This is a genomic window from Streptomyces sp. JLBJ103 (assembly GCF_058215575.1).
Genome location: NZ_CM177089.1, coordinates 4599911 through 4624899 on the forward strand (window position 1 = coordinate 4599911; position 24989 = coordinate 4624899).

Annotated in this window: 26 protein-coding genes; 10 read left to right on the plus strand and 16 right to left on the minus strand. The window is 70.5% G+C overall.

Annotation, left to right across the window (positions count from 1 at the left end; genetic code table 11):
* Window positions 1-19 precede the first annotated feature (19 nt).
* The 3 genes from AC4BEG_RS20290 to AC4BEG_RS20300 all read left to right on the plus strand — a co-directional run bounded on the left by AC4BEG_RS20290 (window position 20) and on the right by AC4BEG_RS20300 (window position 2490).
* Complete coding sequence (locus tag AC4BEG_RS20290; RefSeq protein WP_490701165.1) at window positions 20-1186, plus strand: adenosine deaminase; 1167 nt, start codon at window positions 20-22, stop codon at window positions 1184-1186.
* 136 nt (window positions 1187-1322) lie between these two features.
* A complete protein-coding gene (locus AC4BEG_RS20295) occupies window positions 1323-1604 on the plus strand; it encodes an ATP-binding protein (protein WP_490701166.1) in 282 nt (93 codons plus the stop codon).
* A 124-nt stretch (window positions 1605-1728) separates the two neighbouring features.
* On the plus strand, window positions 1729-2490 hold the full coding sequence (locus AC4BEG_RS20300) for a hypothetical protein (protein WP_490701167.1): 762 nt from the start codon (window positions 1729-1731) through the stop codon (window positions 2488-2490).
* Between the two features lie 50 nt (window positions 2491-2540).
* Here the strand turns inward: AC4BEG_RS20300 and AC4BEG_RS20305 are convergent, their stop codons facing one another.
* The 5 genes from AC4BEG_RS20305 to afsQ1 all read right to left on the minus strand — a co-directional run bounded on the left by AC4BEG_RS20305 (window position 2541) and on the right by afsQ1 (window position 6524).
* The gene (locus AC4BEG_RS20305; RefSeq protein WP_490701168.1) at window positions 2541-2744 is read right to left on the minus strand and encodes a PspC domain-containing protein; all 204 of its coding nucleotides are present in this window, start codon (window positions 2742-2744) and stop codon (window positions 2541-2543) included.
* 110 nt (window positions 2745-2854) lie between these two features.
* Window positions 2855-3430, minus strand: a complete 576-nt coding sequence (locus AC4BEG_RS20310) for a VanZ family protein (protein WP_490701169.1) — start codon at window positions 3428-3430, stop codon at window positions 2855-2857.
* Window positions 3431-3620: 190 nt separating this feature from the next.
* The gene (locus AC4BEG_RS20315) at window positions 3621-4247 is read right to left on the minus strand and encodes a hypothetical protein (protein ID WP_490701170.1); all 627 of its coding nucleotides are present in this window, start codon (window positions 4245-4247) and stop codon (window positions 3621-3623) included.
* Entirely contained in the window at window positions 4244-5782 is a 1539-nt protein-coding gene (locus AC4BEG_RS20320) for an ATP-binding protein (protein ID WP_490701171.1), read from the minus strand. The genes AC4BEG_RS20315 and AC4BEG_RS20320 overlap by 4 nt, the downstream gene beginning before the upstream one ends.
* Window positions 5783-5846: 64 nt before the next feature.
* Window positions 5847-6524: a two-component system response regulator AfsQ1 gene (gene afsQ1 / locus AC4BEG_RS20325; RefSeq protein WP_362435696.1), complete on the minus strand. Its 678-nt coding sequence runs from the start codon at window positions 6522-6524 to the stop codon at window positions 5847-5849.
* Between the two features lie 201 nt (window positions 6525-6725).
* Here afsQ1 and AC4BEG_RS20330 point away from each other — a divergent pair, with 201 nt between their 5' ends.
* Window positions 6726-7505 (plus strand): SigE family RNA polymerase sigma factor, encoded by a 780-nt coding sequence (locus AC4BEG_RS20330; protein ID WP_490701172.1) that lies wholly within the window; start codon window positions 6726-6728, stop codon window positions 7503-7505.
* Between the two features lie 256 nt (window positions 7506-7761).
* Here AC4BEG_RS20330 and AC4BEG_RS20335 read toward each other — a convergent pair whose 3' ends face one another.
* The 4 genes from AC4BEG_RS20335 to deoC all read right to left on the minus strand — a co-directional run bounded on the left by AC4BEG_RS20335 (window position 7762) and on the right by deoC (window position 11921).
* Window positions 7762-8415 carry an ATP-binding protein gene (locus AC4BEG_RS20335; RefSeq protein WP_490701173.1) on the minus strand — a complete coding sequence of 218 codons (654 nt, stop codon included), beginning with the start codon at window positions 8413-8415 and terminating at the stop codon, window positions 7762-7764.
* Between the two features lie 174 nt (window positions 8416-8589).
* On the minus strand, window positions 8590-9459 hold the full coding sequence (locus AC4BEG_RS20340) for an aldehyde dehydrogenase family protein (protein WP_490701174.1): 870 nt from the start codon (window positions 9457-9459) through the stop codon (window positions 8590-8592).
* Entirely contained in the window at window positions 9452-10909 is a 1458-nt protein-coding gene (locus AC4BEG_RS20345) for an aldehyde dehydrogenase family protein (protein ID WP_490701175.1), read from the minus strand. Before AC4BEG_RS20345 ends, AC4BEG_RS20340 begins: the two co-directional genes overlap by 8 nt.
* Before the next feature lie 7 nt (window positions 10910-10916).
* Entirely contained in the window at window positions 10917-11921 is a 1005-nt protein-coding gene (deoC, locus tag AC4BEG_RS20350) for a deoxyribose-phosphate aldolase (RefSeq protein WP_490707143.1), read from the minus strand.
* A 136-nt stretch (window positions 11922-12057) separates the two neighbouring features.
* Here deoC and AC4BEG_RS20355 point away from each other — a divergent pair, with 136 nt between their 5' ends.
* Window positions 12058-12819: a PH domain-containing protein gene (locus AC4BEG_RS20355; RefSeq protein WP_490701176.1), complete on the plus strand. Its 762-nt coding sequence runs from the start codon at window positions 12058-12060 to the stop codon at window positions 12817-12819.
* A gap of 487 nt (window positions 12820-13306) precedes the next feature.
* On the opposite strand, the gene cyaB is transcribed toward AC4BEG_RS20355, so the two are convergent.
* Window positions 13307-13891 carry a class IV adenylate cyclase gene (cyaB, locus tag AC4BEG_RS20360; protein WP_490701177.1) on the minus strand — a complete coding sequence of 195 codons (585 nt, stop codon included), beginning with the start codon at window positions 13889-13891 and terminating at the stop codon, window positions 13307-13309.
* A gap of 15 nt (window positions 13892-13906) precedes the next feature.
* Window positions 13907-14758, minus strand: a complete 852-nt coding sequence (locus AC4BEG_RS20365) for a helix-turn-helix domain-containing protein (protein WP_490701178.1) — start codon at window positions 14756-14758, stop codon at window positions 13907-13909.
* Between the two features lie 512 nt (window positions 14759-15270).
* On the opposite strand from AC4BEG_RS20365, the gene AC4BEG_RS20370 reads away from it, so the two are divergent.
* Window positions 15271-15591: a hypothetical protein gene (locus AC4BEG_RS20370; RefSeq protein ID WP_490701179.1), complete on the plus strand. Its 321-nt coding sequence runs from the start codon at window positions 15271-15273 to the stop codon at window positions 15589-15591.
* Window positions 15591-15809 carry a hypothetical protein gene (locus AC4BEG_RS20375; protein WP_490701180.1) on the plus strand — a complete coding sequence of 73 codons (219 nt, stop codon included), beginning with the start codon at window positions 15591-15593 and terminating at the stop codon, window positions 15807-15809. Before AC4BEG_RS20370 ends, AC4BEG_RS20375 begins: the two co-directional genes overlap by 1 nt.
* Window positions 15810-15966: 157 nt before the next feature.
* On the opposite strand, the gene AC4BEG_RS20380 is transcribed toward AC4BEG_RS20375, so the two are convergent.
* The 4 genes from AC4BEG_RS20380 to AC4BEG_RS20395 form a co-directional block, all read right to left on the minus strand.
* Window positions 15967-16134, minus strand: coding sequence for a hypothetical protein (locus AC4BEG_RS20380; protein WP_490701181.1), 168 nt, complete (start codon window positions 16132-16134; stop codon window positions 15967-15969).
* Between the two features lie 203 nt (window positions 16135-16337).
* A complete protein-coding gene (locus tag AC4BEG_RS20385; protein ID WP_490701182.1) occupies window positions 16338-18032 on the minus strand; it encodes a phospho-sugar mutase in 1695 nt (564 codons plus the stop codon).
* 909 nt (window positions 18033-18941) lie between these two features.
* Window positions 18942-19763 (minus strand): purine-nucleoside phosphorylase, encoded by an 822-nt coding sequence (locus tag AC4BEG_RS20390; RefSeq protein ID WP_490701183.1) that lies wholly within the window; start codon window positions 19761-19763, stop codon window positions 18942-18944.
* Between the two features lie 92 nt (window positions 19764-19855).
* Window positions 19856-20293 carry a gamma-glutamylcyclotransferase family protein gene (locus AC4BEG_RS20395; protein ID WP_176182514.1) on the minus strand — a complete coding sequence of 146 codons (438 nt, stop codon included), beginning with the start codon at window positions 20291-20293 and terminating at the stop codon, window positions 19856-19858.
* Between the two features lie 65 nt (window positions 20294-20358).
* Between AC4BEG_RS20395 and AC4BEG_RS20400 the strand changes: the two genes are divergently transcribed.
* Together AC4BEG_RS20400 and AC4BEG_RS20405 are read left to right on the plus strand one after the other, a co-directional pair.
* Window positions 20359-21807 (plus strand): NAD(P)H-quinone dehydrogenase, encoded by a 1449-nt coding sequence (locus AC4BEG_RS20400; RefSeq protein ID WP_490701184.1) that lies wholly within the window; start codon window positions 20359-20361, stop codon window positions 21805-21807.
* A gap of 136 nt (window positions 21808-21943) precedes the next feature.
* On the plus strand, window positions 21944-22888 hold the full coding sequence (locus AC4BEG_RS20405) for a DeoR/GlpR family DNA-binding transcription regulator (RefSeq protein WP_490707144.1): 945 nt from the start codon (window positions 21944-21946) through the stop codon (window positions 22886-22888).
* Between the two features lie 3 nt (window positions 22889-22891).
* Here the strand turns inward: AC4BEG_RS20405 and AC4BEG_RS20410 are convergent, their stop codons facing one another.
* Entirely contained in the window at window positions 22892-23485 is a 594-nt protein-coding gene (locus tag AC4BEG_RS20410; protein WP_490701185.1) for a TetR/AcrR family transcriptional regulator, read from the minus strand.
* Window positions 23486-23720: 235 nt separating this feature from the next.
* Here AC4BEG_RS20410 and AC4BEG_RS20415 point away from each other — a divergent pair, with 235 nt between their 5' ends.
* Window positions 23721-24893, plus strand: a complete 1173-nt coding sequence (locus tag AC4BEG_RS20415) for an alpha/beta hydrolase (protein WP_490701186.1) — start codon at window positions 23721-23723, stop codon at window positions 24891-24893.
* Window positions 24894-24989 lie beyond the last annotated feature (96 nt).

The window sequence follows — 24989 nt, forward strand, 5'->3', positions numbered from 1 at the left end:
TAGGGGCTACGCTTCGCAGATGACGAGCGAGCACACCCGCCAACCCACCCCCGAACAGATCCGCCGCGCCCCCAAGGTGCTGTTGCACGACCACCTCGACGGCGGGCTGCGGCCCGGCACCATCGTCGACCTCGCCCGCGAGACGGGGTACGACGCGCTGCCCGAGACCGAGCCGGACAAGCTGGGCGCCTGGTTCCGCGAGGCCGCCGACTCCGGTTCGCTGGAGCGCTATCTCGAGACCTTCTCGCACACCTGCGCCGTCATGCAGACCCGGGACGCGCTGGTCCGGGTCGCCGCCGAGTGCGCCGAGGACCTCGCCGAGGACGGCGTCGTCTACGCCGAGGTGCGCTACGCCCCGGAGCAGCACCTCGAGCGGGGGCTGAGCCTGGAGGAGGTCGTCGAGGCGGTCAACGAGGGCTTCCGTGAAGGCGAGCGGCGGGCCCGGGAGAACGGCCACCGCATCCGCGTCGGCGCGCTGCTCACCGCGATGCGCCACGCGGCCCGCGCCCTGGAGATCGCCGAACTCGCCAATCGCTACCGCGATCTCGGCGTCGTCGGCTTCGACATCGCGGGAGCCGAGGCGGGCTTCCCGCCCACCCGGCACCTGGACGCCTTCGAGTATCTGAAGCGGGAGAACAACCACTTCACGATTCACGCGGGCGAGGCGTTCGGCCTGCCGTCCATCTGGCAGGCGCTCCAGTGGTGCGGTGCCGACCGGCTCGGCCACGGCGTCCGCATCATCGACGACATCGAGGTGGCGGACGACGGCAGCATCACCCTCGGCCGCCTCGCCTCCTACGTCCGGGACAAGCGCATCCCGCTGGAGCTGTGTCCGAGCTCCAACCTCCAGACGGGTGCGGCCAGCTCGTACGCCGAGCACCCCATCGGACTGCTGCGCCGACTGCATTTCCGTGCCACCGTGAATACGGATAATCGTCTCATGAGTGGGACGAGTATGAGTGCTGAATTCCAGCATCTCGTATCAACATTCCACTACACGCTGGACGACATGCAGTGGTTCACGGTCAATGCCATGAAATCGGCCTTCATTCCTTTTGGTGAACGTCTTGCGATGATCAATGACGTGATCAAGCCTGGGTATGCTGAATTGAAGTCCGAATGGCTGTTCCGGCAGGTGGCTTCGGTGTCCGCCGTGACCAGCGATTCTCCCGCCAAGGACAGCTGATTCTACGGACGGGGACCACAGGCTCGTCCGATGCGTTCCGCACGTCTGGAAGTCGATTTCCCGTGTTTGCGGGCGGGCGAAATCCATGACTACGTTCTCGTATCGGACAAGCCCCCGTCTCAAGGACAGATTTCTGATGAAGCAGGGAACCCTCAAGACCCTCGGCGTTGTTGCCCTCGGTACTGTCGCCATCATTGCCGGAGGCAGCGCCGCGTCCGCGGCCGGTCCCGCTCCGGCGCCTAGTGGCGGTGCGGCCGCCGGTCAGGTCCCCGGACAGGGCGGCCAGATCCCCGGGCAGGGCCAGCTCCCCGGCCAGGGCACCGCCAAGCCCGCGGCCCCCGGCCAGGCCCAGCCCGACCAGGGGCTGTTCAGCCGGCTCCCGGTGGGCGCGCTGGGCAACGGCCTGCGGCTGGGCTGATCCTCCGTCTCGGCACACGGCCGGGCCGCACATCCGTACCGGGGTGTGCGGCCCGGCCGTGTCCTGTGCCAGGATCTGCCGACACGCTGCGCCAGGCCGGCAGCCGACTGTGGGGGTGTCTCCCGTGTGGACAAGGCGGATAAGGCGGATAGGGCTGACAAGAACGAGCAGACCGGCGGGGCGGACCGGGCGGATCCGAGCGATCGGTCCGACGTCCCTCCTGGCCTGCCCCCTCCTTGTCCTCACCGCCGCGTGCAGCGGCGGTTCGGACGATGCCAAGGCCACCCCGTCCGCCGACCGCCGGTCCGCCACCCCCGCCGCGACCCGGCTGGCGAAGGTCGCCCTGGCACAGGGCGACCTCAAGGGCTATCGGGTCACCAGCCGCAAGGCCGAGAACTGGGCCAGCGGCCAGCCGAAGTCCCGCAATCGCGCCTGCCAGCCGCTCGCCGACGCCACCGGTGACGAGCCGAGCCCCGCGGCCAAGGAGACCGTGCGGCGCGGGGTGACCGGTCACAAGGCTCCGTACAAGGGCGTCACGGCCGGGATCAGCAGCTACAGCCCGGCGGGCGCCAAGACGTTCATGCGCGAGCTGAAGGCCGCGCTCTCCGACTGCGCGGGCGGGTTCTCCACCACTCTCAGCGGACGGACCGTGCGCTACAGCGAGGTGCGGTCGACGCCGCTCAAGGCGGCCGGTGACGACAGTGTCGGCTACGGGCTGACCGCCTCCGCCCAGGGGACGAAGATCCCGATGAGGGTGGTCGCGGTGCGCTCCGGCTCGACCGTCGCCCTCTTCATGGGTGTGGACTTCAAGAAGCTGAGCGCGTTCCCGGTGCCGCGGGTGATCGTCGACAAGCAGCTGGAGAAGCTGGCGAAGGCGGGTCTGTAGGCGCGGTGCGGGCACTTCGCGTCCGCGTCACCACGCCCCTCGCGTCCGCGTCAATACGCCTCGCGATGGCCGTCCTCGGCCGGGAGCAGGATCCACAGCGCGATGTAGAGGAGGAACTGCGGCCCCGGCAGCAGACAGGAGACCAGGAAGATCACCCGCATCGTGGTCGGGGTGGTACCGAAGCGGCGGGCCAGACCCGCGCAGACTCCGGCGATCATCTTCTGGTGGCGGGGGCGGGCCAGGCTTGCGGCCATGATGGCGACTCCTCGTCGTGTCGTCGGACGCTCGTAACCGTTGCGATCCGTCGCGGACCGAAGGCCGAGGTGCCGAGGTACCCGGGAAGCTCTTCCCGATGCCTTCAACGCTAGGGTCGCCAGCCCGTCGAGGCGTCGCTCCACGGTGCGATCCCGACCCTGTGAATCGTCGGGGTCACCGTCTGCATCTCGTCCTCCCGGGGGAGGGCCGCGGCCTGCTCGCGGTCCGCCCGGCGGCGGATCCTGGCCCTGACGGCCGGCACCACCAGCACATGCGCGAGCGCCACCCCGGCGGTGTTCAGCAGCACCGAGTCCACGTTCATGATCTGCCCGGTCACCTCGCTGCGCAGCAGCGCGACCGCCAGGGCGGCCATCGCCCCGGTGAAGGCCGTACGGGCCAGCGAGGTCAGGGAACACGCCTCCACCCGGCCCCCAGCCAGCGGCAGCAGCACCCCCAGCGGCGCGAGCAGCAGCAGTCCGCCCCCGATCGAGCGGATCGCGGCCCACGGGCTGAGCGCCAGATCGGCCCGGATGGTGGCCAGCGGTTCCAGGGTCTCGGCGGACACCCACGGCACGGTGAGCGGGCGCAGGGTCAGCCAGCACACGAACGTCAGGTGTGCGACGAGGAGTACAACGCCCGCGGCGCGGTAGCGGAAGGCGGCCCTTCGGCCGGAACGACCCTGCACGCATCTCAGGACGCGCTGTGCGGGGGTGCCGGTTCCGCCTGCACCCCGCTGGTCAGCAGCTTGTTACCGAGAGGACCGCCACCAGGGGTGACCGAGCGAGGAAACGTAACGAAACATCACGCGATCACGAGCGATGAGGAACGTTCAGGCGTGATCGCGGGCGTGATCAGGAGTGTGATCGGGTGTGTGATCAGGACACCAGCACCCCGGAGTTGACCGCGATCTCGGGATGGCGGCGCATCTCCTCGGTGCAGGTGTAGCGCTTGAGCGGATCGCGGTCGCTCTCCGGGCCGCCCAGCACCACCCGGTGGTGCTCGTCCGCCGCAGTGGACTCCCCGAAGGTGCACACGATCTGGGCCAGCGCCATCGACTGGAGCTCCTCGGGCGGCCGGTTCAGCCGCAGCGCCCGGTCCGGATCGTCCGAGGCAGGGCCGGACACCTGCACCCAGTCCTCCACCGCGGTGGAGAACCCGGCCGCCGTCTCGGCCGCCGTGGGCGGCTGCCGCAACTGCTCCAGCAGGGCGCGGGCGATCTGCACCGGCTCCGGCGGCGGCTGCTTCTCCGGCAGCCGCGCGCTGCGGCTCAGCGACAGCATCCGTGAGCCGCACAGCAGATAGATCCGTACCGAGACCCGGCCGGTGCCCTCGGCGACCCGTTCCGGCTCCGGCGCCTCGCACGAGGCGCGCGAGGGCGCGGCCCCCGCGTCCACCGGCACCGACGTACCGCGGATACCGCATCCGGTGGCCAGCAGCGCGACCGCCGCGGTCAGCAGCGCGACGGCCGGACGGGTCCGGCGCCGGTTCACCGCCCGCTTCATCGGGCGCCCCCTTCGTTCTTGCGCTCCTCCTCGCCCGAGGCGAGCTGCGAGGCGTCCATCGGCAGCCGGAGCGTGAAGACCGCCCCGCCCTCCTCGGAGTTGGCCGCGCTGATGTCACCGCCGTGGATATGCGCGTTCTCCATGGCGATCGACAGACCGAGTCCGCTCCCCTCCGACCGGGGCCGGGAGGCGCTCGCCTTGTAGAAGCGGTCGAAGACATGCGGCAGGACGTCCTCGGGGATGCCCGGACCGTGGTCCCGCACCCTGATCAGCAGTTCGCCCCCTTCATCGCCGTCCGTCCGCACCGACACCCGCACCGGCGAGCCGCCGTGCTTGAGCGCGTTCCCGATCAGGTTCGCCAGGATCACATCGAGCCGCCGCGGATCGAGCCGGGCCACGATCCCGCGCTCCGCGTCCAGCTCCACCGCGTCCAGCCAGGCGCGGGCGTCGATGCACGCCGTCACCTGGTCCGCCACATCCACGTCGTCCAGCACCAGACGGGCCGTGCCCGCGTCGAAGCGGGTCACCTCCATCAGGTTCTCCACCAGGTCGTTCAGCCGCCGGGTCTCGCTCACCACCAGCTGCACCGCGGGGGCGATCATCGGGTCGAGCGAGTCGGCCTCCTCCTCCAGCACCTCGGTGACGGCCGTGATCGCGGTGAGCGGGGTCCTCAGCTCGTGCGACATGTCCGCGACGAAGCGGCGGCTGGACGCCTCCCGCGCGCTCAGCTCCGCCACCCGCTGCTCCAGCCGCTCCGCGGTGCGGTTGAAGGTGCGCGAGAGATTGGCCAGCTCATCGGAGCCCGACACCTGGAGCCGGGTGTCCAGCTGCCCCTCGCCCAGCCGGTGCGCCGCCTCGCCGAGCCGCTGCACCGGCCGCAGCACCGTGGCCGCCGCGGCCTGCGCCAGCAGCGCGGAACCGATCAGCGCCAGGGCGGTGGCGATCCCCAGCGACCAGGCCAGCGAGTTCAGGTCCTGGCGCTCGCTGTCCAGCGACTTGAGCAGGTAGCCGGTCGGGCCGCCCCCGTTCACCTTCGCCCCGCCGACCAGATACGGTGTGCCGTCCAGCGTGATCCGCTGCCAGTAGAGGTGGTAGGGGGCCTTGTTGGAGCTGTCCACCGCGCGCTTCTCGTCCACCGCGTGCCGCAGCGACGTGGGCACCACCTTCAGCGTGAACAGCGCCTCGTCCGAGGCCACCACACTGGTCCCGCCGCCACGTGTGCGGGAGACCAGCAGCACCTCGTACTTCTGGGTGTTGTCCGACATACGGTCCGCCGCGTCCTGCAATTCGGAACGCGTCGGTAGGGCGGGCAGCGGGTCGGTGTCCTCTTTCAGCGCCTTGCGGAACTCGTCCAGCGCCGCGTCCTGGGTGCGGGTCAGCACCGCGTCACGGTTCAGCCAGTACGCGATGGCCGACGCGGACACGGCGGCGGCCAGCGCCACCAGACCGAAGACCAGCATCAGCCGCAGTCTCAGGCTCAGCCACCGCAGGAGACCCGCGGCCCAGCCCCGCGCACGACCGGGCTCCTCGCTCACCGCGCTCAATTCCTTACGTCTCCGCCCCGGGGCCTCGCGTCCCGGTCCAGGGCCCCTCCTGCGCTCACTGTGGTGCGTCCAGCCGGTAACCCACCCCGCGCACCGTACGGATCAGCGTCGGCGACGACGGCACGTCCTCCACCTTGGCGCGCAGCCGCTGCACACAGGCGTCGACCAGCCGGGAATCGCCGAGGTAGTCGTGCTCCCACACCAGCCGCAGCAGCTGCTGGCGGGACAGCGCCTGGCCCGGCCGACGGCTCAGCTCCAGCAGAAGCCGCAGCTCAGTGGGGGTGAGCTGAAGGTCTTCGCCATTCTTGGTCACCGTCATGGCGGCGCGGTCGATCACCAGGCTGCCGAAGGCCGCGGCGTCGTTCGCCTCCCGCTCGCCCCGGCGCAGCACCGCGCGGATCCGGGCGTCGAGCACCCGCCCCTGCACGGGCTTGACCACGTAGTCGTCGGCTCCCGACTCCAGCCCCACCACCACGTCGATGTCGTCGTTGCGCGCGGTCAGCAGGATGATCGGCAATTGGTCGGTGCGGCGGATCCGGCGGCACACCTCGAAGCCGTCGATCCCGGGCAGCATCACATCCAGCACGATCAGATCCGGCCGCTGCTCACGCAGCAGTTTCAGGCCATCCTCGCCTGTCGCCGCCGTCGCCACGCGGTGGCCCTGGCGGGACAGTGAGAGTTCGAGGGCCGTGCGGATGGCGTCGTCGTCCTCGATCAGCAACAGGAAAGGCACGTTGGTCATTCTGGCCTACAAGGGGCCTGTAGTTCGACCGCCGGGGGTTTATCGGTGCGATCCCCTGTGACGAGCCTGTGACAGTCGACAGACAGCGCGATGAAACTGGCCCGGCAAAGTCTTCTGTGCACCGGGCGGAACACCGGCCGGAGCAACCAGAACCAGACCGGACGGACCGGCTTCACCGACGGGGGGCGCGAGATGAGCACACTGCACTTCACCAACGCCGGCGCAGTTCGCACACGCCTTCACGACGCCGGCCGGACCAGCGAGAAGTCCGGTGCCGTGAGCGGGCGGGGGTGCGCTCGCGGCGCCGGGCGTCAGCGGCCTCCATACATGGTGGCCATTGACGCGAACACGGGGGCCGAGGGGGGCACCGGCGGCCTCGGGGGGAACGGGGGGAACGGGGGAAACGGGGGAAGCTCGTACAGGGAGGCAAAGGGGGAGCGGCGTACTGCGTCGGAGGCGGAGTTCACCGCCTATGTCCAGGAGCGCCGCGCCTCCCTGTACGCCACCGCCTACCACCTGACCGGTGACCGGTACGAGGCCGAGGACCTGCTCCAGAGCGCGCTGTTCTCGACCTACCGGGCCTGGGACCGGATCAGCGACAAGGCGGCGGTCGGCGGCTATCTGCGGCGCACGATGACCAATCTCCACATCAGCGCCTGGCGCCGCCGCAAGCTCAACGAGTACCCGACGGAGGAGCTGCCGGAGACGGCGGGCGACCACGACGCGATGCGCGGCACCGAGCTGCGCGCCGTGCTGTGGCAGGCGCTGGCCCGGCTCCCCGAGCTCCAGCGCACGATGCTGGTGCTGCGGTACTACGAGGGCCGTACGGACCCGGAGATCGCGGACATACTGAACATAAGTGTCGGAACGGTCAAGAGCAGCATCTGGCGCTCACTGCGGCGGCTGCGCGAGGACGAGGTCCTCAGCTTCGGCCGTGACGAAGAGGAGTCCTTCGGCGAACTGGTCGCCTGACGGCGGCGGGGGATCGAAGGCGGGGGGAAACGGGGGATACGGGGGAAGTACGGGGGATCGGGGGGAATCGGGGGAAAGCCGGGGATCGGGGGATCCACGGAAGATAACGGGGGATACGGGGGAACACGGGGGATACGGGGGAACAACAGCGCGGGACCGGAGGGCCGGGGGGTCCGTCCGGCCCCGCGCTGTTGTGTGCGCCGGGAGCACGGGAGCACGGGAGCGCCGGAGCGCTTCAGCGCGGAAGCGGGGTGGGTCAGCCCGCCGTCACGGTGGACGCGGACCGCGCGGCCGTACCGCTGCGCCCGGCGGCCGCCGCTGCGGCGACGCGCCCCATGGCGGTGTCCTTGCCGCACGCGTACGCGCCCAGCGCGGTCTGCCGGGCCACGATCCCGCGCTCGGCACGCATCAGCCGCCAGCCGCGCCGCACCAGATAGAGCGCCGACTTCCGGCCCTCCCGCAGATCGCGCATCAGCCGCCGCCGGAAGGTGGTGAAAGGCCGCCCCCGCAGACACAGCGCGTCCGCGAGCAGCCCCAGCTCGTCGCAGCGCCCGATGATGTCGGCCGCGAAGACCCCCTCCGCGATGAACAGCGGGGTACGCCCAAGATCCAGCACCTCTTCGCCGACGCGAGCGCTGGTCGGGATGTCGTACACCGGCACCGCCGTACGCGAGGTCCGGCACAGCGCCTCGACGGCCGCCACCGCCGCGTCCGCGTCCCACGACAGCGGGGAGTCCCAGTCGGTGCTTCCATCCTCCGCCAGCTTCGGGAGGGTCGGGTCGTCGCCCTCCTTGTAGAAGTCGTCGAGGTTCAGCACGGGCAGCCCGGTGCGGGCCGCGAGCGACGACTTCCCGGAACCGGAAGGGCCGGAGAGCAGGATGACGCGGGCGGATGAGGGATGGAATGTCACGGAACAGCAGTGTGACGCATGGTGTCGCCCCTGTGACCTCCCGGGTCGGGACCAATGCGGTCCGCCGCGCGGTGGGCGGAGCTGCGGTGGCCGAAGGCGCGGTGCAACCGGCCCCCGCCCCCTCGGACGGAAGGGGGCGGGGGCGGTGGCCGTTGGGGGCGGACGCTCAGGGGCTCATACACCCATGGGGTGCCAGACCGTCTTGGTCTCCAGGAACGAGAGCATCCGGCCGGTGCCGGGGTCGGCGGACCAGTCCACAGGCTGTGGACGGACCACCCGCTTCAGGTTCTCCGCGGCGGCGGTTTCGAGTTCGGTGGCGAGCTCCGGGGCCGCGCCGGTGAGGTCGATCGCGTTCACGTCCTGGTGCGCGGCGAGCGGGGCCGCGATCTCGGCGGTGCGGCCGGAGAGCACGTTGACCACGCCGCCCGGCAGATCGGAGGTGGCCAGCACCTCGCCCAGGGAGAGGGCGGGGAGCGGGTGGTTCTCGCTGCTGACGACGACCGCGGTGTTACCGGTGACGATCGCGGGCGCGATGACCGAGACCAGACCGAGGAAGGACGAGTCCTGCGGGGCCAGGACCGCGATGACACCGGTGGGTTCGGGGCTGGAGAGGTTGAAGTACGGTCCGGCCACCGGGTTGGCGGATCCGGCGATCTGGGCGATCTTGTCGGACCAGCCCGCGTACCAGACCCAGCGGTCGATCGCCGCGTCGACCTGGGCGCCCGCCTTGGACTTGGAAAGCCCCTCGGCATCGGCGACCTCGCGGACGAACTGGTCGCGGCGGCCCTCCAGCATCTCGGCGATGCGGTAGAGGATCTGGCCGCGGTTGTAGGCCGTGGCCCCCGACCAGCCGCCGAACGCCTTGCGGGCGGCGACGACCGCGTCCCGCGCGTCCTTGCGGGACGCCTGCGGGGCGTTGGCCAGCCAGCGGTCCTTTGCGTCGGTCACCTCGTACACCCGCCCGCTCTCGGACCGGGGGAACTTACCCCCGACGAACAGCTTGTAGGTCTTGAGCACGGAGAGTCGGTCGTTGCGGTCAGACATCGAGGTATGCCTCCAGGCCGTGGCGACCGCCCTCGCGGCCGTAGCCCGACTCCTTGTAGCCGCCGAACGGCGAGGTGGGGTCGAACTTGTTGAACGTGTTGGACCACACCACCCCGGCGCGGAGCTTGTTCGCCATCCACAGGATCCGCGAACCCTTCTCCGTCCAGATCCCGGCGGAGAGGCCGTAGGGGGTGTTGTTGGCCTTGGCGACGGCCTCTTCGGGGGTGCGGAACGTCAGCACGGACAGGACCGGGCCGAAGATCTCCTCGCGGGCGATGCGGTGGGCCTGGGTGACCCCCGTGAACAGCGTCGGGGCGAACCAGAAGCCGGAGCTGGGCAGTTCGCAGTCCGGGGCCCAGCGCTCGGCGCCCTCGGCCTCGCCCGCCTCGGCGAGGGTGCGGATACGGGCCAGCTGCTCGGCGGAGTTGATCGCGCCGATGTCGGTGTTCTTGTCCAGCGGGTCGCCCACCCGCAGCGTCCGCATCCGGCGCTTGAGGGCGTCCAGCAGTTCGTCCTGGACGGACTCCTGGACCAGGAGGCGGGAGCCCGCGCAGCAGACATGGCCCTGGTTGAAGAAGATCCCGTTGACGATGCCCTCGACCGCCTGGTCGATCGGCGCGTCGTCGAAGACGATGTTGGCCGCCTTGCCGCCCAGTTCGAGCGTGACCTTCTTCGACGTACCGGCCACGGTGCGGGCGATGGCCTTGCCGACCTCGGTGGAGCCGGTGAAGGCCACCTTGTCGATGCCGGGGTGGCCGACCAGTTCGGCGCCGGTGCTGCCGTCCCCGGTGACGATGTTGACCACGCCCTTGGGCAGCCCGGCCTGGCGGCAGATGTCCGCGAAGAACAGGGCGGAGAGCGGTGTTGTCTCGGCGGGCTTGAGCACCACCGTGTTGCCCGCGGCGAGGGCCGGGGCGATCTTCCACGCCAGCATCAGCAGCGGGAAGTTCCACGGGATGACCTGACCGGCCACGCCCAGCGGCTTGGGGTCGGGGCCGTAGCCGGCGTGGGCCAGCTTGTCGGCCCAGCCCGCGTAGTAGAAGAAGTGCGCCGCGACGAGCGGGAGATCGGCGTCCCGGGACTCGCGGATCGGCTTGCCGTTGTCCAGGGACTCCAGGACGGCCAGCTCGCGGGAGCGCTCCTGGATGATGCGGGCGATCCGGAACAGGTACTTGGCGCGCTCGGAGCCCGGGAGGGCGGACCAGGCCGTGAAGGCGGTACGGGCGGCCTTGACCGCGCGGTCGACATCCTCGGCGGTGGCCTGGGCGACCTCGGAGAGCACCTCCTCGGAGGAGGGCGAGATGGTCTTGAAGACCTTGCCGTCGGCGGCCTCGGTGAACTCGCCGTTGATGAACAGCCCGTAGGAGGGGGCGATGTCGACGACGGCGCGGGACTCGGGCGCGGGCGCGTAATCGAAGGCCGTGGAGGCCATGGGGTTCGTGGATGCCATGGGTGTCTCAGTCCACCGTCACGTAGTCGGGACCGGAGTAGCGGCCGGTGCGGAGCTTCTGGCGCTGCATCAGCAGATCGTTGAGCAGGCTGGAGGCGCCGAAGCGGAACCAGTCGGCCGTCAGCCACTCTTCGCCCAGCGTCTCGTTGACCATCACCAGGTACTTGATGGCGTCCTTGGTGGTGCGGATGCCGCCCGCGGGCTTGACCCCGACCTGTACGCCGGTCGTGGCGCGGAAGTCACGCACCGCCTCGAGCATGAGGAGGGTGACCGGCGGGGTCGCGTTCACCGCCACCTTGCCGGTGGAGGTCTTGATGAAGTCGGCCCCGGCGAGCATCGCCAGCCAGGACGCCCGGCGTACGTTGTCGTACGTCTGGAGCTCACCGGTCTCGAAGATGACCTTGAGGTGGGCGGCGCTGCCGTCCGGCCGGGCGCACGCCTCCTTCACCTGCTTGATCTCCTCGAAGACCTCCAGATAGCGGCCGGAGAGGAAGGCACCGCGGTCGATCACCATGTCGATCTCGTCCGCCCCGGCGGCCACCGCGTCCCGGGTGTCGGCCAGCTTCACCGGCATCGCGGCGCGGCCGGAGGGGAAGGCGGTGGCGACGGCGGCGACGTGGATGTCGCTCCCACCGGCGGAGGCCAGCGCCTCCTTGGCGGTCGCCACCATGTCGCCGTAGACGCAGATCGCCGCGACCTTGGGGACCGTACGGTCCGTGGGGTCGGGGTTGACCCCCTTCGCGCACAGCGCCCGGACCTTGCCCGGGGTGTCCGCGCCCTCCAGGGTCGTCAGATCGATCATCGAGATCGCCAGGTCGATGGCGTACGCCTTCGCCGTGGTCTTGATCGAGCGGGTGCCGAGGGTCGCGGCACGGGCCTGGAGGCCGACCGCGTCGACGCCCGGCAGGCCGTGCAGGAAGCGGCGCAGCGCGCCGTCCGAGGCGGTCACGTCCGCCATGGACGCGAGTCGCTCCGCGGCCTCTTTGCCGTATGCGGGAACTGTGGTGGGCATGGTCACCAGCCGAGCATATCTACGCGCGTAGCAGATGTCACCCCCTGGGCGGGGGTCTCTTGGACCCGGGGCCGGGATGGGCCGGTCTTCGGCTCCCGGATCCATTGTCGCGGGGGCGTGGTGCAGAATCGGCCCCATGACGAGCCCGGATGACTCAGCCCCTGACTCAGGCCCTGACTCCGCCCCGGACACCGCCGGTGGCGCGGCTGGTGGCGCGACCGGTGACGCGGCCCGTGACGTGGCCGGTGACGTGGCCGGTGACTCCGCCTCGCTGTCCTCGGACGACAGCCAGGAGAGCACCTTCGCCGACCGTGTCTACCGGTCCCCGGCCGGTATCGCCGGTGGTGTGCTGCTGCTCGGGCTCGGCGCCTGGCTCGGCATGGACGCGATCATCCGGGGTGAGGGGCGGACACCGTGGCTGGCCCTGGCCGGGCTGCTGTTCGCGGTGCCGGTTGTCATCGCCTTCACGGTGCGCCCCGCGGTGTACGCGGGCGCGGACCGGCTGCTGGTCCGCAACCCCTTCCGCACCATCACCCTGCCGTGGGCCTCGGTCGACGGAGTGCGCGCGGGCTACACCAGCGAGGTGCTGGCCGCCGGGGCCAAGTACCAGCTGTGGGCGATCCCGGTCTCGCTGCGGCAGCGCAAGCGGGCCGCGCGGCGGCAGGCCCGGTCCGCCGCCGAAGACCCCTACGGCCGTACCTCCGCCCATATCACGGTCGACACCGACGCGGACCGGCGCGCGCCCTCCGACGCGGCGATCGGCGATCTGCGCGAGATGGCCGAGATCCAGGCGTCGCGGGCCGGTGCGCAGGGGGCGCCGGAGGTCCGCTGGGCGTTCGAGGTCATCGCGCCGACGGTGGCGGGGGCCGTATTGCTGGTGATCATGCTGGCCATCTAGGGCCCTGGGCCAGGTTGAGGGCGTGCTCCTTGAGGAACCCGCATGGGCTGCGGCCTCCTCCTTCGTCGCGTACCAGATGGCGGCGTCGGCGCCCCAGGCATTCCGTCCGCGCCTTTGCCGGTCCACCGCCGGCCGCCGGACGAGGGCTCCTGCGTCAGTTCGGCCGTTCCGCCGCACAGTTCGAGTGCGCCGCTCGTCCGCGCCGCTGTGGTCGCCGGGCGGCTGACGGCTTCGGGCCACTTCTTGCCGGAGGTGTGCCGGGTGATGCCCCACACGGCTCCCATCTGTTCGTAGCTCGCGCCGTAGGACCCGGCGGTGCCTGCTGCGATCGCCGTCGGTGGTCGGACGCCGAAGCGACGCGATCGCCCTCGGACTCCAGGCGCAACGCAGCTCCCGACTGTGGCAGAGCGCCCGTAGGCCGAGTGGACGGCACAGCAACGACCCCCGCCGTGACGGGGGCCAAGGAATCGGAGTGCGGCAGGGCGCCTTATGCAGGCGGGGTTGCTCCCGCGCCACGAGAACGGCGGGCCGCTACAGCGTCCGTGTAGCACTCTGACGTGAAGTCGTCCTCTTGGATGCCGAGTTCAACCATGACGATCCGGACATCGGCTAGCGCCGCAGAGAGTTCCTTCTCTTCCGGAACCAGGGTCTCGACTTCCAGGAAAGTTCCTTCGATCTCTGGGACTTGAACCAGCGTGGCGAGCAAGCTGCGCCCGCGAGAACTGAACTCGTAGTTTCGGCATCGCTTCTGGAACGCGATCGCCGGAACGTATCCGAGGCCCCGCAGCATGGCGTGAACGGCTTCCGGGTTTTCCACGCGCGTTTCGTGCTCCGGCTTCGAGCCGGACTCCGAATCAATTCGGGCACCCTTGTATGTGAGAACGGAACGCGTCGAATCCGGTCCGTGAATCGTGCGGATCCTCAATTCTTGGTCCTGCGCGTCGAGACTTCTCGTCGGGGCGTCGTAGTAGGTGTCTTGGTATACCTCTGCCCGTCCCTCCGTCTTTTGGTCGAGCTGCCCCATGACGTACTCGGGATTGTGTACACGCGCTTTCAGCTCAGCCTCGATCAAAGCACGATCCTCCGCTCAGACGGTACGGATTCCTGTTTCAACCATGGACGCGAACATTCGCCGAAACCCTCGATAAAGCGGGCCATGCGGCGTCTCCATGACCTTGTAGGTAGCCGATTCATGTCCCTCCCAGCCAGCGTCGAAGGCAGAGACGAACATGGTGCCGTCCAGCCTGATGATTCGCCACGTTGGATGCATGCTGTAGCGGTATACCTGAAGGTCACAGACACTCGACAGCTCACGCAAACGAGCCTCGGCCAGTTTGACGCCTCCGGCGAGTGATTCGGCCGATTCCCCGATTTCTGCCGCGCGCACGGCAAGGGCGGGCGATTCAGGGTCGAGCATCAACACGCGAACCTTTGACGCTTGCCGTCCTTCTGGCCGAGTGAGGGACGAGCGAAGCAGGGAGTCGTTCAGCCCGATAAGGCCAAGTCCACGCACCGCAAGAATATCCAACTGTTGTGCCGATACGGCCAGTTGCCGGATATCCGCGGACGCGGCGGCTTGGGTGGAATACACCCGGACAACTTCCGGGAATGCAGCCAGGTCGAACGCGCGCCCGCTGCTGCGCGACTCTCGTGCAGACGCAAGGCCGAGCAAGTGCCGGGAATCGTCCGGCATGTTGAGCCCATCAGCGATGCGCTCGAATACATCAAGGCGTGTGATCTCTCGGCGTCCGTTGATGACCTCGTTCACCCGTGCCTGCGTCATGGCTACCGCCGTAGCGATCCGGGCTTGACTCGCTCCGCCGTATTGCTGGACGTGGCGGAACACGGCGCCCATGTCGCGCCCCCGTAAGGCTTCACGGACTTCAGCCCGTTGCCAAGCCCACTCGGGTAGTTCGATCGGTAAGAGTGCCGTCGGCATGATCCTCCCCCGGTATCGCGGTGGGATGAAGAGTCATCCCACAGTGAGATTACCGCCCGGATATGGGTCCACACCCTCCTGCGCTGAATCCTGACCCGATGAACAGGACAGACCCCCGCGACCGTGGCGACGGTCCGGGGGCATGGCCATCAACCCCGGGAGGTTGACGACATGCATGACCATACCCGCCGTGTACTCGTTTGGATGAGGGCGGTTTGTGCCTTACGGCTCTCCGGCCGTCACCGGGCCGTCTCGGTCGTCCCAAAGCCGTATCCGGGACCTTCCCGGCCCGTGGTACGGGCCGGGAGCTCCGCGACCGCCAGGCCACGACCGGCCCCCGTGCGCCCGCACGGCGACGCCCCAACCATCGAACTGTGCCTGCCGCCGGATGGCGAGCTGCCCGCGCTGGTGCGGCCCTACGTGATCGCGCACGAGCGGCGGCGGGAACAGCGTCAGAACAGCGGGTTCCGCGTTGAGCCGGCGTGTGCCCCGCACGGGGCGCTGGTGATCCGGTGACCGCCAACGTCCGGACCATGCCCGCCCCGGCGCCTGGCTGTTCTTTGTGCGCCACCCCCGGCGACTTCGGGTCCCACAACCCCACCGTGCCGCGTTCGGGCCTGTGCCCCGCGTGTATCGCGGCCGGAAAGCCCACCCGCGAAGGTCTGGAACACGCGGTGGTGATCGTCGCTGGACAGACCCTCGCAGGAGCCGAAGCCCTCGACCTGGCCGACGCCACGCCGGAAGAACTGGCCTACCACCTCGGCGCGGTGAAACGGAGCGTGCGCAGCCTGCTCCAGCTCCTCGCGCCGGTCAAGGGAGAGGGAGGCCGCTGATGGCCGCTGATAGTCAGCCGGGCCGGGACGAGCGGCCGAAGATGACCATGCGCGTCTACACCATGGCGCACGATGGGATCGTCACCGCCCGCTGCGCGATCGTGGCCGTCCTCGCCGGGGAGAGCAGCGACGCCTACTCATTGGGACAGGCATGGCCGCCGTGCCAGTGCCCCCTCCACCGCGACCACAACAACTCCGAACGCTTCAAGCGGTCCTGAGACGGCCGTCCGCACCGAGCCTCTTTGCCCCGAGGAGCGGACGGGGCCGGACGGCCCCCGAGCCCCGGTCGCCGAGCTCCCCCGTGGCAGACGGCCGGAGCCACCCCGAACACCCCCGCCACCACGAACGACCGAACGGAATACCACCCCTGTGATCTCACACATCACCATCGACCGGCACGACGCCCTGTACGACCACCACGCCGAACAAGCCGTCCTGCCCGTGACCGTCCACCACCACGACGGCCATACCGAACCCACCCGCCTCGTCATGAAGCCCGGACAAGTCGAGCTGTACATGATCCAGCTTGAACAGATCATCCACGCCCGCGCCGAAGAACGGAAACAGGACCGGGAAGCGACCGGGTGCCTATAGGCACCTCACTCGCGCTACGGACAGGTCATGTGAACAGCCGAGGCTCCGCCTCCGGCGATTTCGATGAACCCAAGCACGAATGGCTGGTTGGTCGGTGGAGTGCGTGGGCGGCCGCTGGGGCGGCCGCCCTTGGTTGTTGTCAGCGTTCGTTGTCAGATGCCCGCCGCTTTCGCGAGGTCCGTCTTGAGTGACGCCAGCGTCGTAGCGGCCGTCGTGCGGGCCGTGTCCAGGGCATCCGCGCCCGGGACGTCCACGACCACCTCCAGGTAGCACTTCAGCTTCGGCTCGGTGCCGCTCGGACGGACGATCACCCGGGCCGAGCGGATCGTTCCGTTCCCGGCCAGGTAGTAGCGCAGACCATCCGTCGGCGGCAGTGTCTCCGTGCCCTGGGACAGATCGTCCGTCGTGGTCACGGCCAGGCCCGCCAGTTCGGTCGGCGGTTGTTCGCGCAGCCGCTTCATCGCCGTGCCGATCAGGGAGAGGTCCTCCACGCGTACGGACAGCTGGTCGGTCGCGTGCAGACCGTGCGCGAGCGCGATGTCGTCCAGGAGGTCGGAGAGGGTGCGGTCCTCCTCCTTCAGCTCCGACGTCAGCTCCGCGATCAGCAGCGCGGCCGTGATGCCGTCCTTGTCGCGTACGCCGTCCGGGTCCACGCAGTAGCCGAGCGCCTCCTCGAAGGCGTAGCGCAGCCCGTCCACGCGCGCGAGCCACTTGAAGCCGGTCAGCGTTTCGGCATACGGCAGGTCCGCGGCGGCCGCGATCCGGGAGAGGAGGGAGGAGGAAACGATCGTCGTCGCGAAGGTTCCGCGGGCGCGCTTGTGCACCAGGTGCGTGGCGAGCAGCGCGCCGACCTCGTCGCCGCGCAGCATCCGCCAGTCCCCGGCGGGGGTCGGTACGGCCACCGCGCAGCGGTCGGCGTCGGGGTCGTTGGCGATGACGATGTCGATGGCGCCGGGGCCGGCGGTGGGGTCGGTGGCGGCGCCGAGCTCGCGGGCCGTGGCGAACGCCAGGTCCATCGCGCCCGGCTCCTCCGGGTTCGGGAACGCGACGGTCGGAAACGCCGGGTCGGGGTCGGCCTGCGCGGCGACGACGGTCGGGGCCGGGAAGCCCGCGCGGGCGAAGGCGGCGGTGAGGGTGTCGCGGCCGACGCCGTGCATCGGGGTGTAGACGATGCGTGCGGTGCGGGGGGAGGCGGGGGTGAGGACGGCCTCGGTGCGGGCGAGGTACGCGTCCAGGACGTCGTCGTTCAGCGTCTCCCAGCCGGTGTCCGGGCGGGGGACGTCGTCGAGGCCGCCGATCGCGGCGATCTCGGCGGCGATCTCGGCGTCGGCGGGCGGAACGATCTGGGAACCGTCGCCGAGGTAGACCTTGTAGCCGTTGTCGCGGGGCGGGTTGTGGCTCGCGGTGACCTCGATGCCCGCGACGGCGCCGAGGTGGCGGATGGCGAAGGCCAGAACGGGTGTGGGGAGGGGGCGAGGGAGCAGGGCGGCGCGGAAGCCGGCGCCGGTCATGACGGCGGCGGTGTCGCGGGCGAAGTCGGCGCTCTTGTAGCGGGCGTCGTAGCCGATGACGACGAGTGGAGCGGCTTCGCTGTCTGTCTTCTGGTGCGTGAGGTACGCGGCGAGGCCCGCGGCGGCGCGGATGACAACGGTGCGGTTCATACGCATGGGGCCCGCGCCGAGTTCACCGCGGAGGCCGGCGGTGCCGAACTGGAGGGTGCCGGAGAAGCGGTCGGCGATCTCGTCGAGTGCCTCGGCGCGCAGGAGTTCGCTGAGCTCGGCCCGGGTGTCGGGGTCGGGGTCCTCGGCGAGCCAAGTGCGGGCCTGGGCGATGAGGTCGGGCTCCATGAGGTCTCCAGGGGGTGGCTGGGGGTGGCTGGTGGTTGGGTGCGAGGTCGTGGTGGGTGCGCGGGGGGTTCGTTGTCGGGTGCGGGTCCGGGGGCTCCGGGATGGGGCCTGGACCGTCTATTTTTGGCGCCGGTGCCCTCGGACGTTGTGCTGGCCGGAGATCGGCGCCACAAATAGCACGACAGCGTCCAGGACCCCACCCCTGCGCCCCCGTCCCCTCCCGCCTCGTCGGCGGCTGCCCCCCGGTGGCCGGTGGCCGGTGGCTGGTGGGTCCGGGGCTGGGTGGGGCCGTCCGTTCGGGACGTGGATGGGCGGTTGGCGTCCGTCCGGTCAGCGGTCCTCATCCTGATGGGCCTTCCGTCCTGGGCGCGCTGCCCCGGCGGTCGTGCCCTGGAAGAGCGGCTTGTCCGGGGCGCAACCGCGTAGCTGTACCGGCGGTCGTGCCCCCGGGGCCCGCAGGGCCTTGGCGTGCATCGCCGGGACGGCCCCGGTGGGGTGTACCCGTTGGCGCCCTGGCGGGGCGCACCTCACGGGGCCGTACCCCTGAGACAGGTCGGACCGCGCGCCTTCGCGCTGTGCAGTTGGCTCATCCGTGAGTACCCGCCGGAGGCGGGCTGACGCCGGGCTGCGGGTCCCCGGTGGCGGCTGCGCCCTGTCGGCCCGCGAGGTGGCGGACACGTCGGGCCCCGCCGATGGGGCACCGTCCCGGCACCGCTCTGGCTCCGCAGGTGCCTGCCGCTCCGGCCCCAGCCGCCCCGGCCGTGCCGGATTCACCAGGGCCCACGGCCCGGAGTCACCCGGCCGAGGCCAAGTGACACCCGTGCACGGCCCGGGGCCCGTGGTCCGGTCGCCCGACCGGCGAGGTCAGGGGCCCGACCAGCGTGGTCACCGGTCGCCCGACCGGCGAGGTCACACGCGGTCGAGGACCTTGGCCAGGAGGCTGCCCATACGGGCGGCGGAGTCGCGGCCCGCCTGGAGGACCTCCTCGTGGTTGAGGGGTTCGCCCGTCATGCCCGCCGCGAGGTTGGTGACCAGGGAGATGCCCAGGACCTCCGCGCCCGCCTCACGGGCGGCGATCGCCTCGAGGGTGGTGGACATGCCGACGAGGTCCGCGCCGATGGTGCGGGCCATGCGGATCTCGGCCGGGGTCTCGTAGTGCGGGCCGGGGAACTGCGCGTAGACGCCCTCTTCGAGAGTGGGGTCGATCTGCTGGCAGAGCGCGCGCAGCCGGGGGGAGTACAGGTCCGTGAGGTCGACGAAGTTGGCGCCGACGATCGGGGAGGTGGCGGTGAGGTTGATGTGGTCGCTGATCAGTACCGGCTGACCGGGGCGCATGCCCTCGCGGAGGCCGCCGCAGCCGTTGGTGAGGACGACGGTCTTACAGCCGGCGGCCACGGCGGTACGGACGCCGTGTGCGACGGCGGCGACACCGCGGCCCTCGTAGAAGTGTGTGCGGCCGAGGAAGACCAGAACCCGCTTGTTGTTGATCTTGTACGAGCGGATCGTGCCCGCGTGCCCCTCGACGGCGGGCGGCGGAAAGGCGGGCAGCTCGGTGACGGGGAACTCGTGCTCCGGCGTTCCGAGTGCGTCGGTGGCGGGGACCCAGCCGGAGCCCAGGACCAGGGCGACGTCGTGGGTCTCCGCGCCGGTCAGCTCGCGCAGGCGCGCGGCGGCGGCGTCGGCGGCGGCGTGGGGGTCGCCCTGGCTGTCCCAAGTAACTGATGCGTTCACGCGGTCGAGGGTAGCCGCTTACTGCCTACGCGCGTAGACGTAATCGGGCGCGGTGTTCGGATTGTGATTCGCACGCACGGCTAGGCGCACGGCTAGCAGGGGCGCTTGCGCAGCTCCATGACGTAGTCGTGGGGTGCCCCGGCGGACTCGGCGGCATCGGCGATCTCGCCGAGGTAGCGGGCCGAGGGGAGGCCGCCCTCATAGCCGTTGAGGACGTAGAGCCAGGCGGGTTCGTCGCCGTCCAGTGTGTGGACGCGGATCCGCATACGACGGTATATGTCGAGGCCGACGCCCTCCCAGCGGTCCATGGAGTCCTCGTCCATGGGGGCGATGTCGTAGAGGGCGACGAAGACCTGGGAGCGCGGGGCCTCCACGATGGTCGCGAGAGCGCCCTCCCAGCCCATCTGCTCCCCGCCGAAGGTGAGGCGCCAGCCGGTGATCCAGCCGGTGCCGCGCAGCGGCGAGTGCGGTGCGCGGCGGGACATCAGCCGCGCGTCGAGGTTGCCGGCGTACGCGGCGTAGAGCGACATGGATCAGAGGGTACGGGAGAGGGGTGTCCTACCCCCGGGGTGGCCGGGCGGGCGGGTGCGGGACAATGGAGCATGTGACTCGGATCGTGATCATAGGTGGCGGACCCGGCGGCTATGAGGCGGCGCTGGTCGCTGCCCAGCTCGGCGCGGATGTGACGGTCGTCGACTGCGACGGCTTGGGCGGGGCGTCGGTGCTCACCGACTGCGTGCCGTCGAAGACGCTCATCGCCACCGCGGAGGTGATGACCACGTTCGACTCTTCGTACGAGGAGTTGGGGATCATCGTGGCCGATGACACCCCGCCGCTGGAGCAGGCGGCCCGGGTCGTCGGGGTGGATCTGGGCAAGGTCAACCGCCGGGTGAAGCGGCTCGCGCTGGCGCAGTCGCATGACATCACGGCGTCGGTCACGCGCGCGGGCGGGCGGGTGATGCGCGGGCGCGGGCGGCTGGAGCCGGCGCAGTCGCTGGACGGGTCGCGCCGGGTCGTCGTCCGGGCCGCGGACGGCTCCGAGGAGACGCTGGTCGCGGACGCGGTGCTGATCTCGACCGGTGCCCATCCGCGGGAGATCCCGGACGCGCAGCCGGACGGTGAGCGGATCCTGAACTGGACGCAGGTGTACGACCTGGACGAGCTCCCGGAGGAGCTGATCGTGGTCGGATCCGGTGTCACCGGTGCCGAGTTCGCCGGGGCGTACCAGGCGCTGGGCTCGAAGGTCACGCTGGTCTCCAGCCGGGACCGGGTGCTGCCGGGTGAGGACCCGGACGCGGCGGCGGTGCTGGAGGACGTCTTCCGGCGCCGGGGGATGAACGTGATGTCGCGGTCGCGGGCGCAGGCCGCCAAGCGGGTGGGGGACCGGGTGGAGGTCACGCTCGCGGACGGGCGGGTCATCACCGGCAGCCACTGTCTGATGGCGGTCGGGTCGATCCCGAACACGGCCGACATGGGCCTGGAGGAGGCCGGGGTCCGGCTCAAGGAGTCCGGCCACATCAAGACCGACAAGGTGTCGCGGACCAGTGCTCCGGGTGTCTACGCGGCCGGTGACTGCACCGGGGTGCTGGCGCTGGCGTCGGTGGCGGCCATGCAGGGCCGGATCGCGATGTACCACTTCCTGGGGGACGCGGTCACTCCGCTGAATCTGAAGACGGTCTCGGCCAATGTGTTCACCGACCCCGAGATCGCCACGGTCGGCTACTCCCAGGCCGACGTGGACGCCGGGAAGATCGACGCCCGGGTGGTGAAGCTGCCGCTGCTGCGGAACCCGCGGGCGAAGATGCAGGGCATCCGGGACGGCTTTGTGAAGATCTTCTGCCGTCCGGGCACCGGGATCGTGGTCGGCGGTGTGGTGGTCTCGCCGCGGGCGAGCGAGCTGATCCACCCGATCTCGCTGGCGGTGGACAACAATCTGACGGTCGAGCAGATCGCCAAGGCCTTCACCGTCTACCCGTCGCTGTCCGGCTCGATCGCCGAGGTGGCGCGGCAGTTGCACACCCGCAAGACGCAGGGCGAGGCGTAGTCGGCCCCTTATAGCAGCTCTTGGCCGCACAGATGAACAACTTCTGCTAATTGGTGCAAGCTGCTGAAAACAGACGGTCGTTGGCGTTACTGTCAGTTTCGTGTTCGCTGCAGAACGTCGCCAATTGATCCTTGAAATGGTGCGTGCGAACGGAGCGGTGTCGCTCCGGGAGCTCGCCCGCGTCGTCCAGACCTCCGAAGTGACCGTCCGGCGTGATGTGCGGGCCCTGGAGGCAGAAGGACTGCTCGACCGCCGGCACGGCGGTGCGGTGCTGCCGGGCGGTTTCACCAGGGAGTCCGGCTTCCCGCAGAAATCCCATCTAGCGACCGCGGAGAAGACGGCGATCGCCGATCTCGCGGCCGGTTTCGTCGACGAGGGCGAGGCCGTCGTGGTCGGCGCCGGTACCACCACGCAGGAGCTGGCCCGCCGGCTCGCGCGGGTGCCGGGGCTGACCGTGGTCACCAATTCCCTGCTGGTCGCGCAGGCGTTGGCGCATGCCAACCGGGTCGAGGTCGTGATGACCGGCGGCACCCTGCGCGGCTCCAACTACGCCCTGGTCGGCAGCGGTGCCGAGCAGTCACTGCAAGGGCTGAGGGTCTCGCGTGCCTTTCTCTCCGGCAGCGGGCTGACGGCCGAGCGCGGGCTGTCCACCTCCAACATGCTCTCGGCCAGCGTGGACCGGGCGCTGGTCCAGGCCGCGGCGGAGGTGGTGGTGCTCGCCGACCACACCAAGCTGGGCACCGACACCATGTTCCAGACGGTGCCCACCGATGTGATCACGCGGCTGGTCACCGATGAGCCGCCCGCCCACGACGACCGGGCGCTGACCGAGCTCCAGGCCCTGGCCGACCAGGGGGTGCAGATCTCCGTGGCCGGACCGGGCGCGGGCTCGGGCGGTGAGGGCGGTGGCCCGGGGCGCCCGGGGCGGCTGGGCCCTCCTCCCAGAGCGGGTGAGGAGGGGCTGCCGCTGCCCGGTCCGCGCCGTAACCACCCGCATCCGCCCAGCCCCCCGCTGCGCAGTGCGGTGCCGCTGTCGGAGCAGCCGGGCCGGGTGGCGGATCTGGCACCGCGCCGCCGCTGAGGCTCAGCGGGCCTTGAGACCGGTGAAGGTCAGCGCCAGCAGCCGGTCGACCAGCTCGGGGTCGTCCGGTGACTGCTCCACCGCGAGCGCGATGGCGTTGGTCAGCTGCATCAGGTCGGCGATCACCACATCGGGCCGTACGGCCCCGGCCCGCTGGGCGCGGGCGAGCAGCTCGCTGCCCGCCTCGCGCAGCGGCAGATTGCAGCCGCGGGACAGCTCCGAGCTCTCGTCCGCCGAGCAGGCCATCAGGGCCTGGGCCAGACCGCGGTAGGTGCTGGCGTGGTGGACGATCGCGCGCAGCCAGTCGACCAGGGCGTGGCAGGGCTGCGGGGCCTTGGCCAGCTCGCGGGAGTGGGCCAGCAGGGCGCAGATCTCGCCCTGGAAGACCGCGCCCATCAGGGCGGTGCGGTTGGGGAAGTGGCGGTAGAGGGTGCCGATCCCGACGCCCGCGCGGCGCGCGATGTCCTCCAGCGAGGCATCGGTGCCGGCTTGGGTGAAAGCCGTGCGGGCCTCGGCGAGCAGCCGCTCGTAGTTGCGCCGTGCGTCGGCGCGCATGGGGCGCGGAGGCGTCTGCGCCGGGGCCGTCTCGATCGCCATCGCGGTCCTCCCTGCCGTGGCCGTACCTGCCCGTAGGTCAAGCATGCCATCACGGGATGAGCGGTCGGACCGGCTGCGTCCGGATGTCGGAACGGTGGCCGGGAGGTCAACGGCAGGTGTGATCGGGAGAACGGAGCGCGAACAACTCCCGCATCAGGCAACGTCGTTCGGCGCATCGCTCATCAATCACGGCAAAAGCACCGTGTGTTGCGGTGCGCGGGAGTGGAAGATCGCAATGGAACTGACCAGTCCAACGCTCGAGTATGTGACGATCGCCGTCGCCCTGCTCTGCGTCGCGCTCACGGCCTGGCTGTGGCCGCGCTTCGCGGGCCGGAGCGTACGGGCCTGGCTGGGCAGACTCGGGTCGATCGCGGTGACGCAAGCCGCGATCGTGGCGGCGCTGGCCCTGGCCGTCAACGCCAACTTCCAGTTCTACGGCTCCTGGTCCGAGCTGCTGGGCGAGGAGGACGCCGCCCCCGCGGCCCTGTCCGAGCTGGAGGGCGGTGGCGCACAGCGGGCCGATGTCTCGGGCGGTCTGGTGCAGCCCGCGCCGCCGCAGGGTCTCGACCGGGTGCACGGGCTGCCCGAGGGGCGGCCGGACCGGGTGGGCAAGGTCGAGTCGGTGCGGTTGCTGGGCCGCCGCAGCCAGGTGGTCAACCCGGCGTATGTGTATCTGCCGCCGCAGTACTTCCAGCGCGCGTACGACCGGCAGCGCTTCCCGGTCGTGGTGACGATCAGCGGCTACCCCGGTGGGTCCTTCCTGCTGGCGCAGCATCTGCGGGTGCCGCAGACCGCCGGCGGACTGATCCGCAGCGGGGCCATGCAGCCGGCGATCATCGTGATGGTCCGGCCCACCATCGCCCCGCCGCGCGACACCGAGTGTGTGGATGTGCCCGGCGGGCCGAAGGCCGAGACGTTCTTCGCCAAGGACCTGCCCGACGCGCTCCGGGGCCACTACCGGGTCGGCCATGACTCCAGCGCCTGGGGGGTGCTGGGCTACTCCTCGGGCGGCACCTGCGCGCTCCAGCTGGCCATGCGCCATCCGCGCGTCTACTCCTCGGCAGCCGCCCTCTCGCCCGACTACAAGGTGGTCAACGACCCCACCACCGGTGATCTCTTCGGCCGCGGGGAGGCGGGCGAGCGCCGCAAGCGTGAGCACGATCTGATGTGGCGGCTGCGGAACCTGCCCCGGCCGCAGGTCTCGGTGCTGGTCACCTCCAGCCGCAAGGGCGAGCCGAACTACCAGCAGACCAGGGAGTTCCTGGGGGCGGTCAAGGCGCCGATGCGGGCGGAGTCGATCATCCTGGACAAGGGCAGCCACAACTTCCGCACCTGGCGGCGCGAGCTGTCCCCGGCCCTGCGGTGGATGAGCGGCCAGCTGACCTTTCCGCAGGACGTGGTGCGCTGACCCAACGACTGCCCCAACGACTGACCCAACGACTCATACAACGACGAGCGCCGCGGACCCGGTCAACGGGTCCGCGGCGCTCGGGCGTTCCGCGGG

Excerpts from the sequence above, each read along its gene's own strand:
- AC4BEG_RS20340 (WP_490701174.1), bottom strand. The coding sequence starts at position 9,459 with ATGTCTGACCGCAACGACCGACTCTCCGTGCTCAAGACCTACAAGCTG.
- AC4BEG_RS20345 (WP_490701175.1), bottom strand. The coding sequence starts at position 10,909 with ATGGCATCCACGAACCCCATGGCCTCCACGGCCTTCGATTACGCGCCC.
- AC4BEG_RS20375 (WP_490701180.1), top strand. The coding sequence starts at position 15,591 with ATGGCCGCTGATAGTCAGCCGGGCCGGGACGAGCGGCCGAAGATGACC.
- AC4BEG_RS20330 (WP_490701172.1), top strand. The coding sequence starts at position 6,726 with ATGAGCACACTGCACTTCACCAACGCCGGCGCAGTTCGCACACGCCTT.
- AC4BEG_RS20415 (WP_490701186.1), top strand. The coding sequence starts at position 23,721 with ATGGAACTGACCAGTCCAACGCTCGAGTATGTGACGATCGCCGTCGCC.
- deoC (WP_490707143.1), bottom strand. The coding sequence starts at position 11,921 with ATGCCCACCACAGTTCCCGCATACGGCAAAGAGGCCGCGGAGCGACTC.
- AC4BEG_RS20400 (WP_490701184.1), top strand. The coding sequence starts at position 20,359 with ATGGAGCATGTGACTCGGATCGTGATCATAGGTGGCGGACCCGGCGGC.
- AC4BEG_RS20365 (WP_490701178.1), bottom strand. The coding sequence starts at position 14,758 with ATGCCGACGGCACTCTTACCGATCGAACTACCCGAGTGGGCTTGGCAA.
- AC4BEG_RS20405 (WP_490707144.1), top strand. The coding sequence starts at position 21,944 with ATGGTGCGTGCGAACGGAGCGGTGTCGCTCCGGGAGCTCGCCCGCGTC.
- AC4BEG_RS20315 (WP_490701170.1), bottom strand. The coding sequence starts at position 4,247 with ATGAAGCGGGCGGTGAACCGGCGCCGGACCCGTCCGGCCGTCGCGCTG.
- AC4BEG_RS20395 (WP_176182514.1), bottom strand. The coding sequence starts at position 20,293 with ATGTCGCTCTACGCCGCGTACGCCGGCAACCTCGACGCGCGGCTGATG.
- AC4BEG_RS20410 (WP_490701185.1), bottom strand. The coding sequence starts at position 23,485 with ATGGCGATCGAGACGGCCCCGGCGCAGACGCCTCCGCGCCCCATGCGC.
- AC4BEG_RS20295 (WP_490701166.1), top strand. The coding sequence starts at position 1,323 with ATGAAGCAGGGAACCCTCAAGACCCTCGGCGTTGTTGCCCTCGGTACT.
- AC4BEG_RS20290 (WP_490701165.1), top strand. The coding sequence starts at position 20 with ATGACGAGCGAGCACACCCGCCAACCCACCCCCGAACAGATCCGCCGC.
- AC4BEG_RS20305 (WP_490701168.1), bottom strand. The coding sequence starts at position 2,744 with ATGGCCGCAAGCCTGGCCCGCCCCCGCCACCAGAAGATGATCGCCGGA.
- AC4BEG_RS20355 (WP_490701176.1), top strand. The coding sequence starts at position 12,058 with ATGACGAGCCCGGATGACTCAGCCCCTGACTCAGGCCCTGACTCCGCC.
- AC4BEG_RS20385 (WP_490701182.1), bottom strand. The coding sequence starts at position 18,032 with ATGGAGCCCGACCTCATCGCCCAGGCCCGCACTTGGCTCGCCGAGGAC.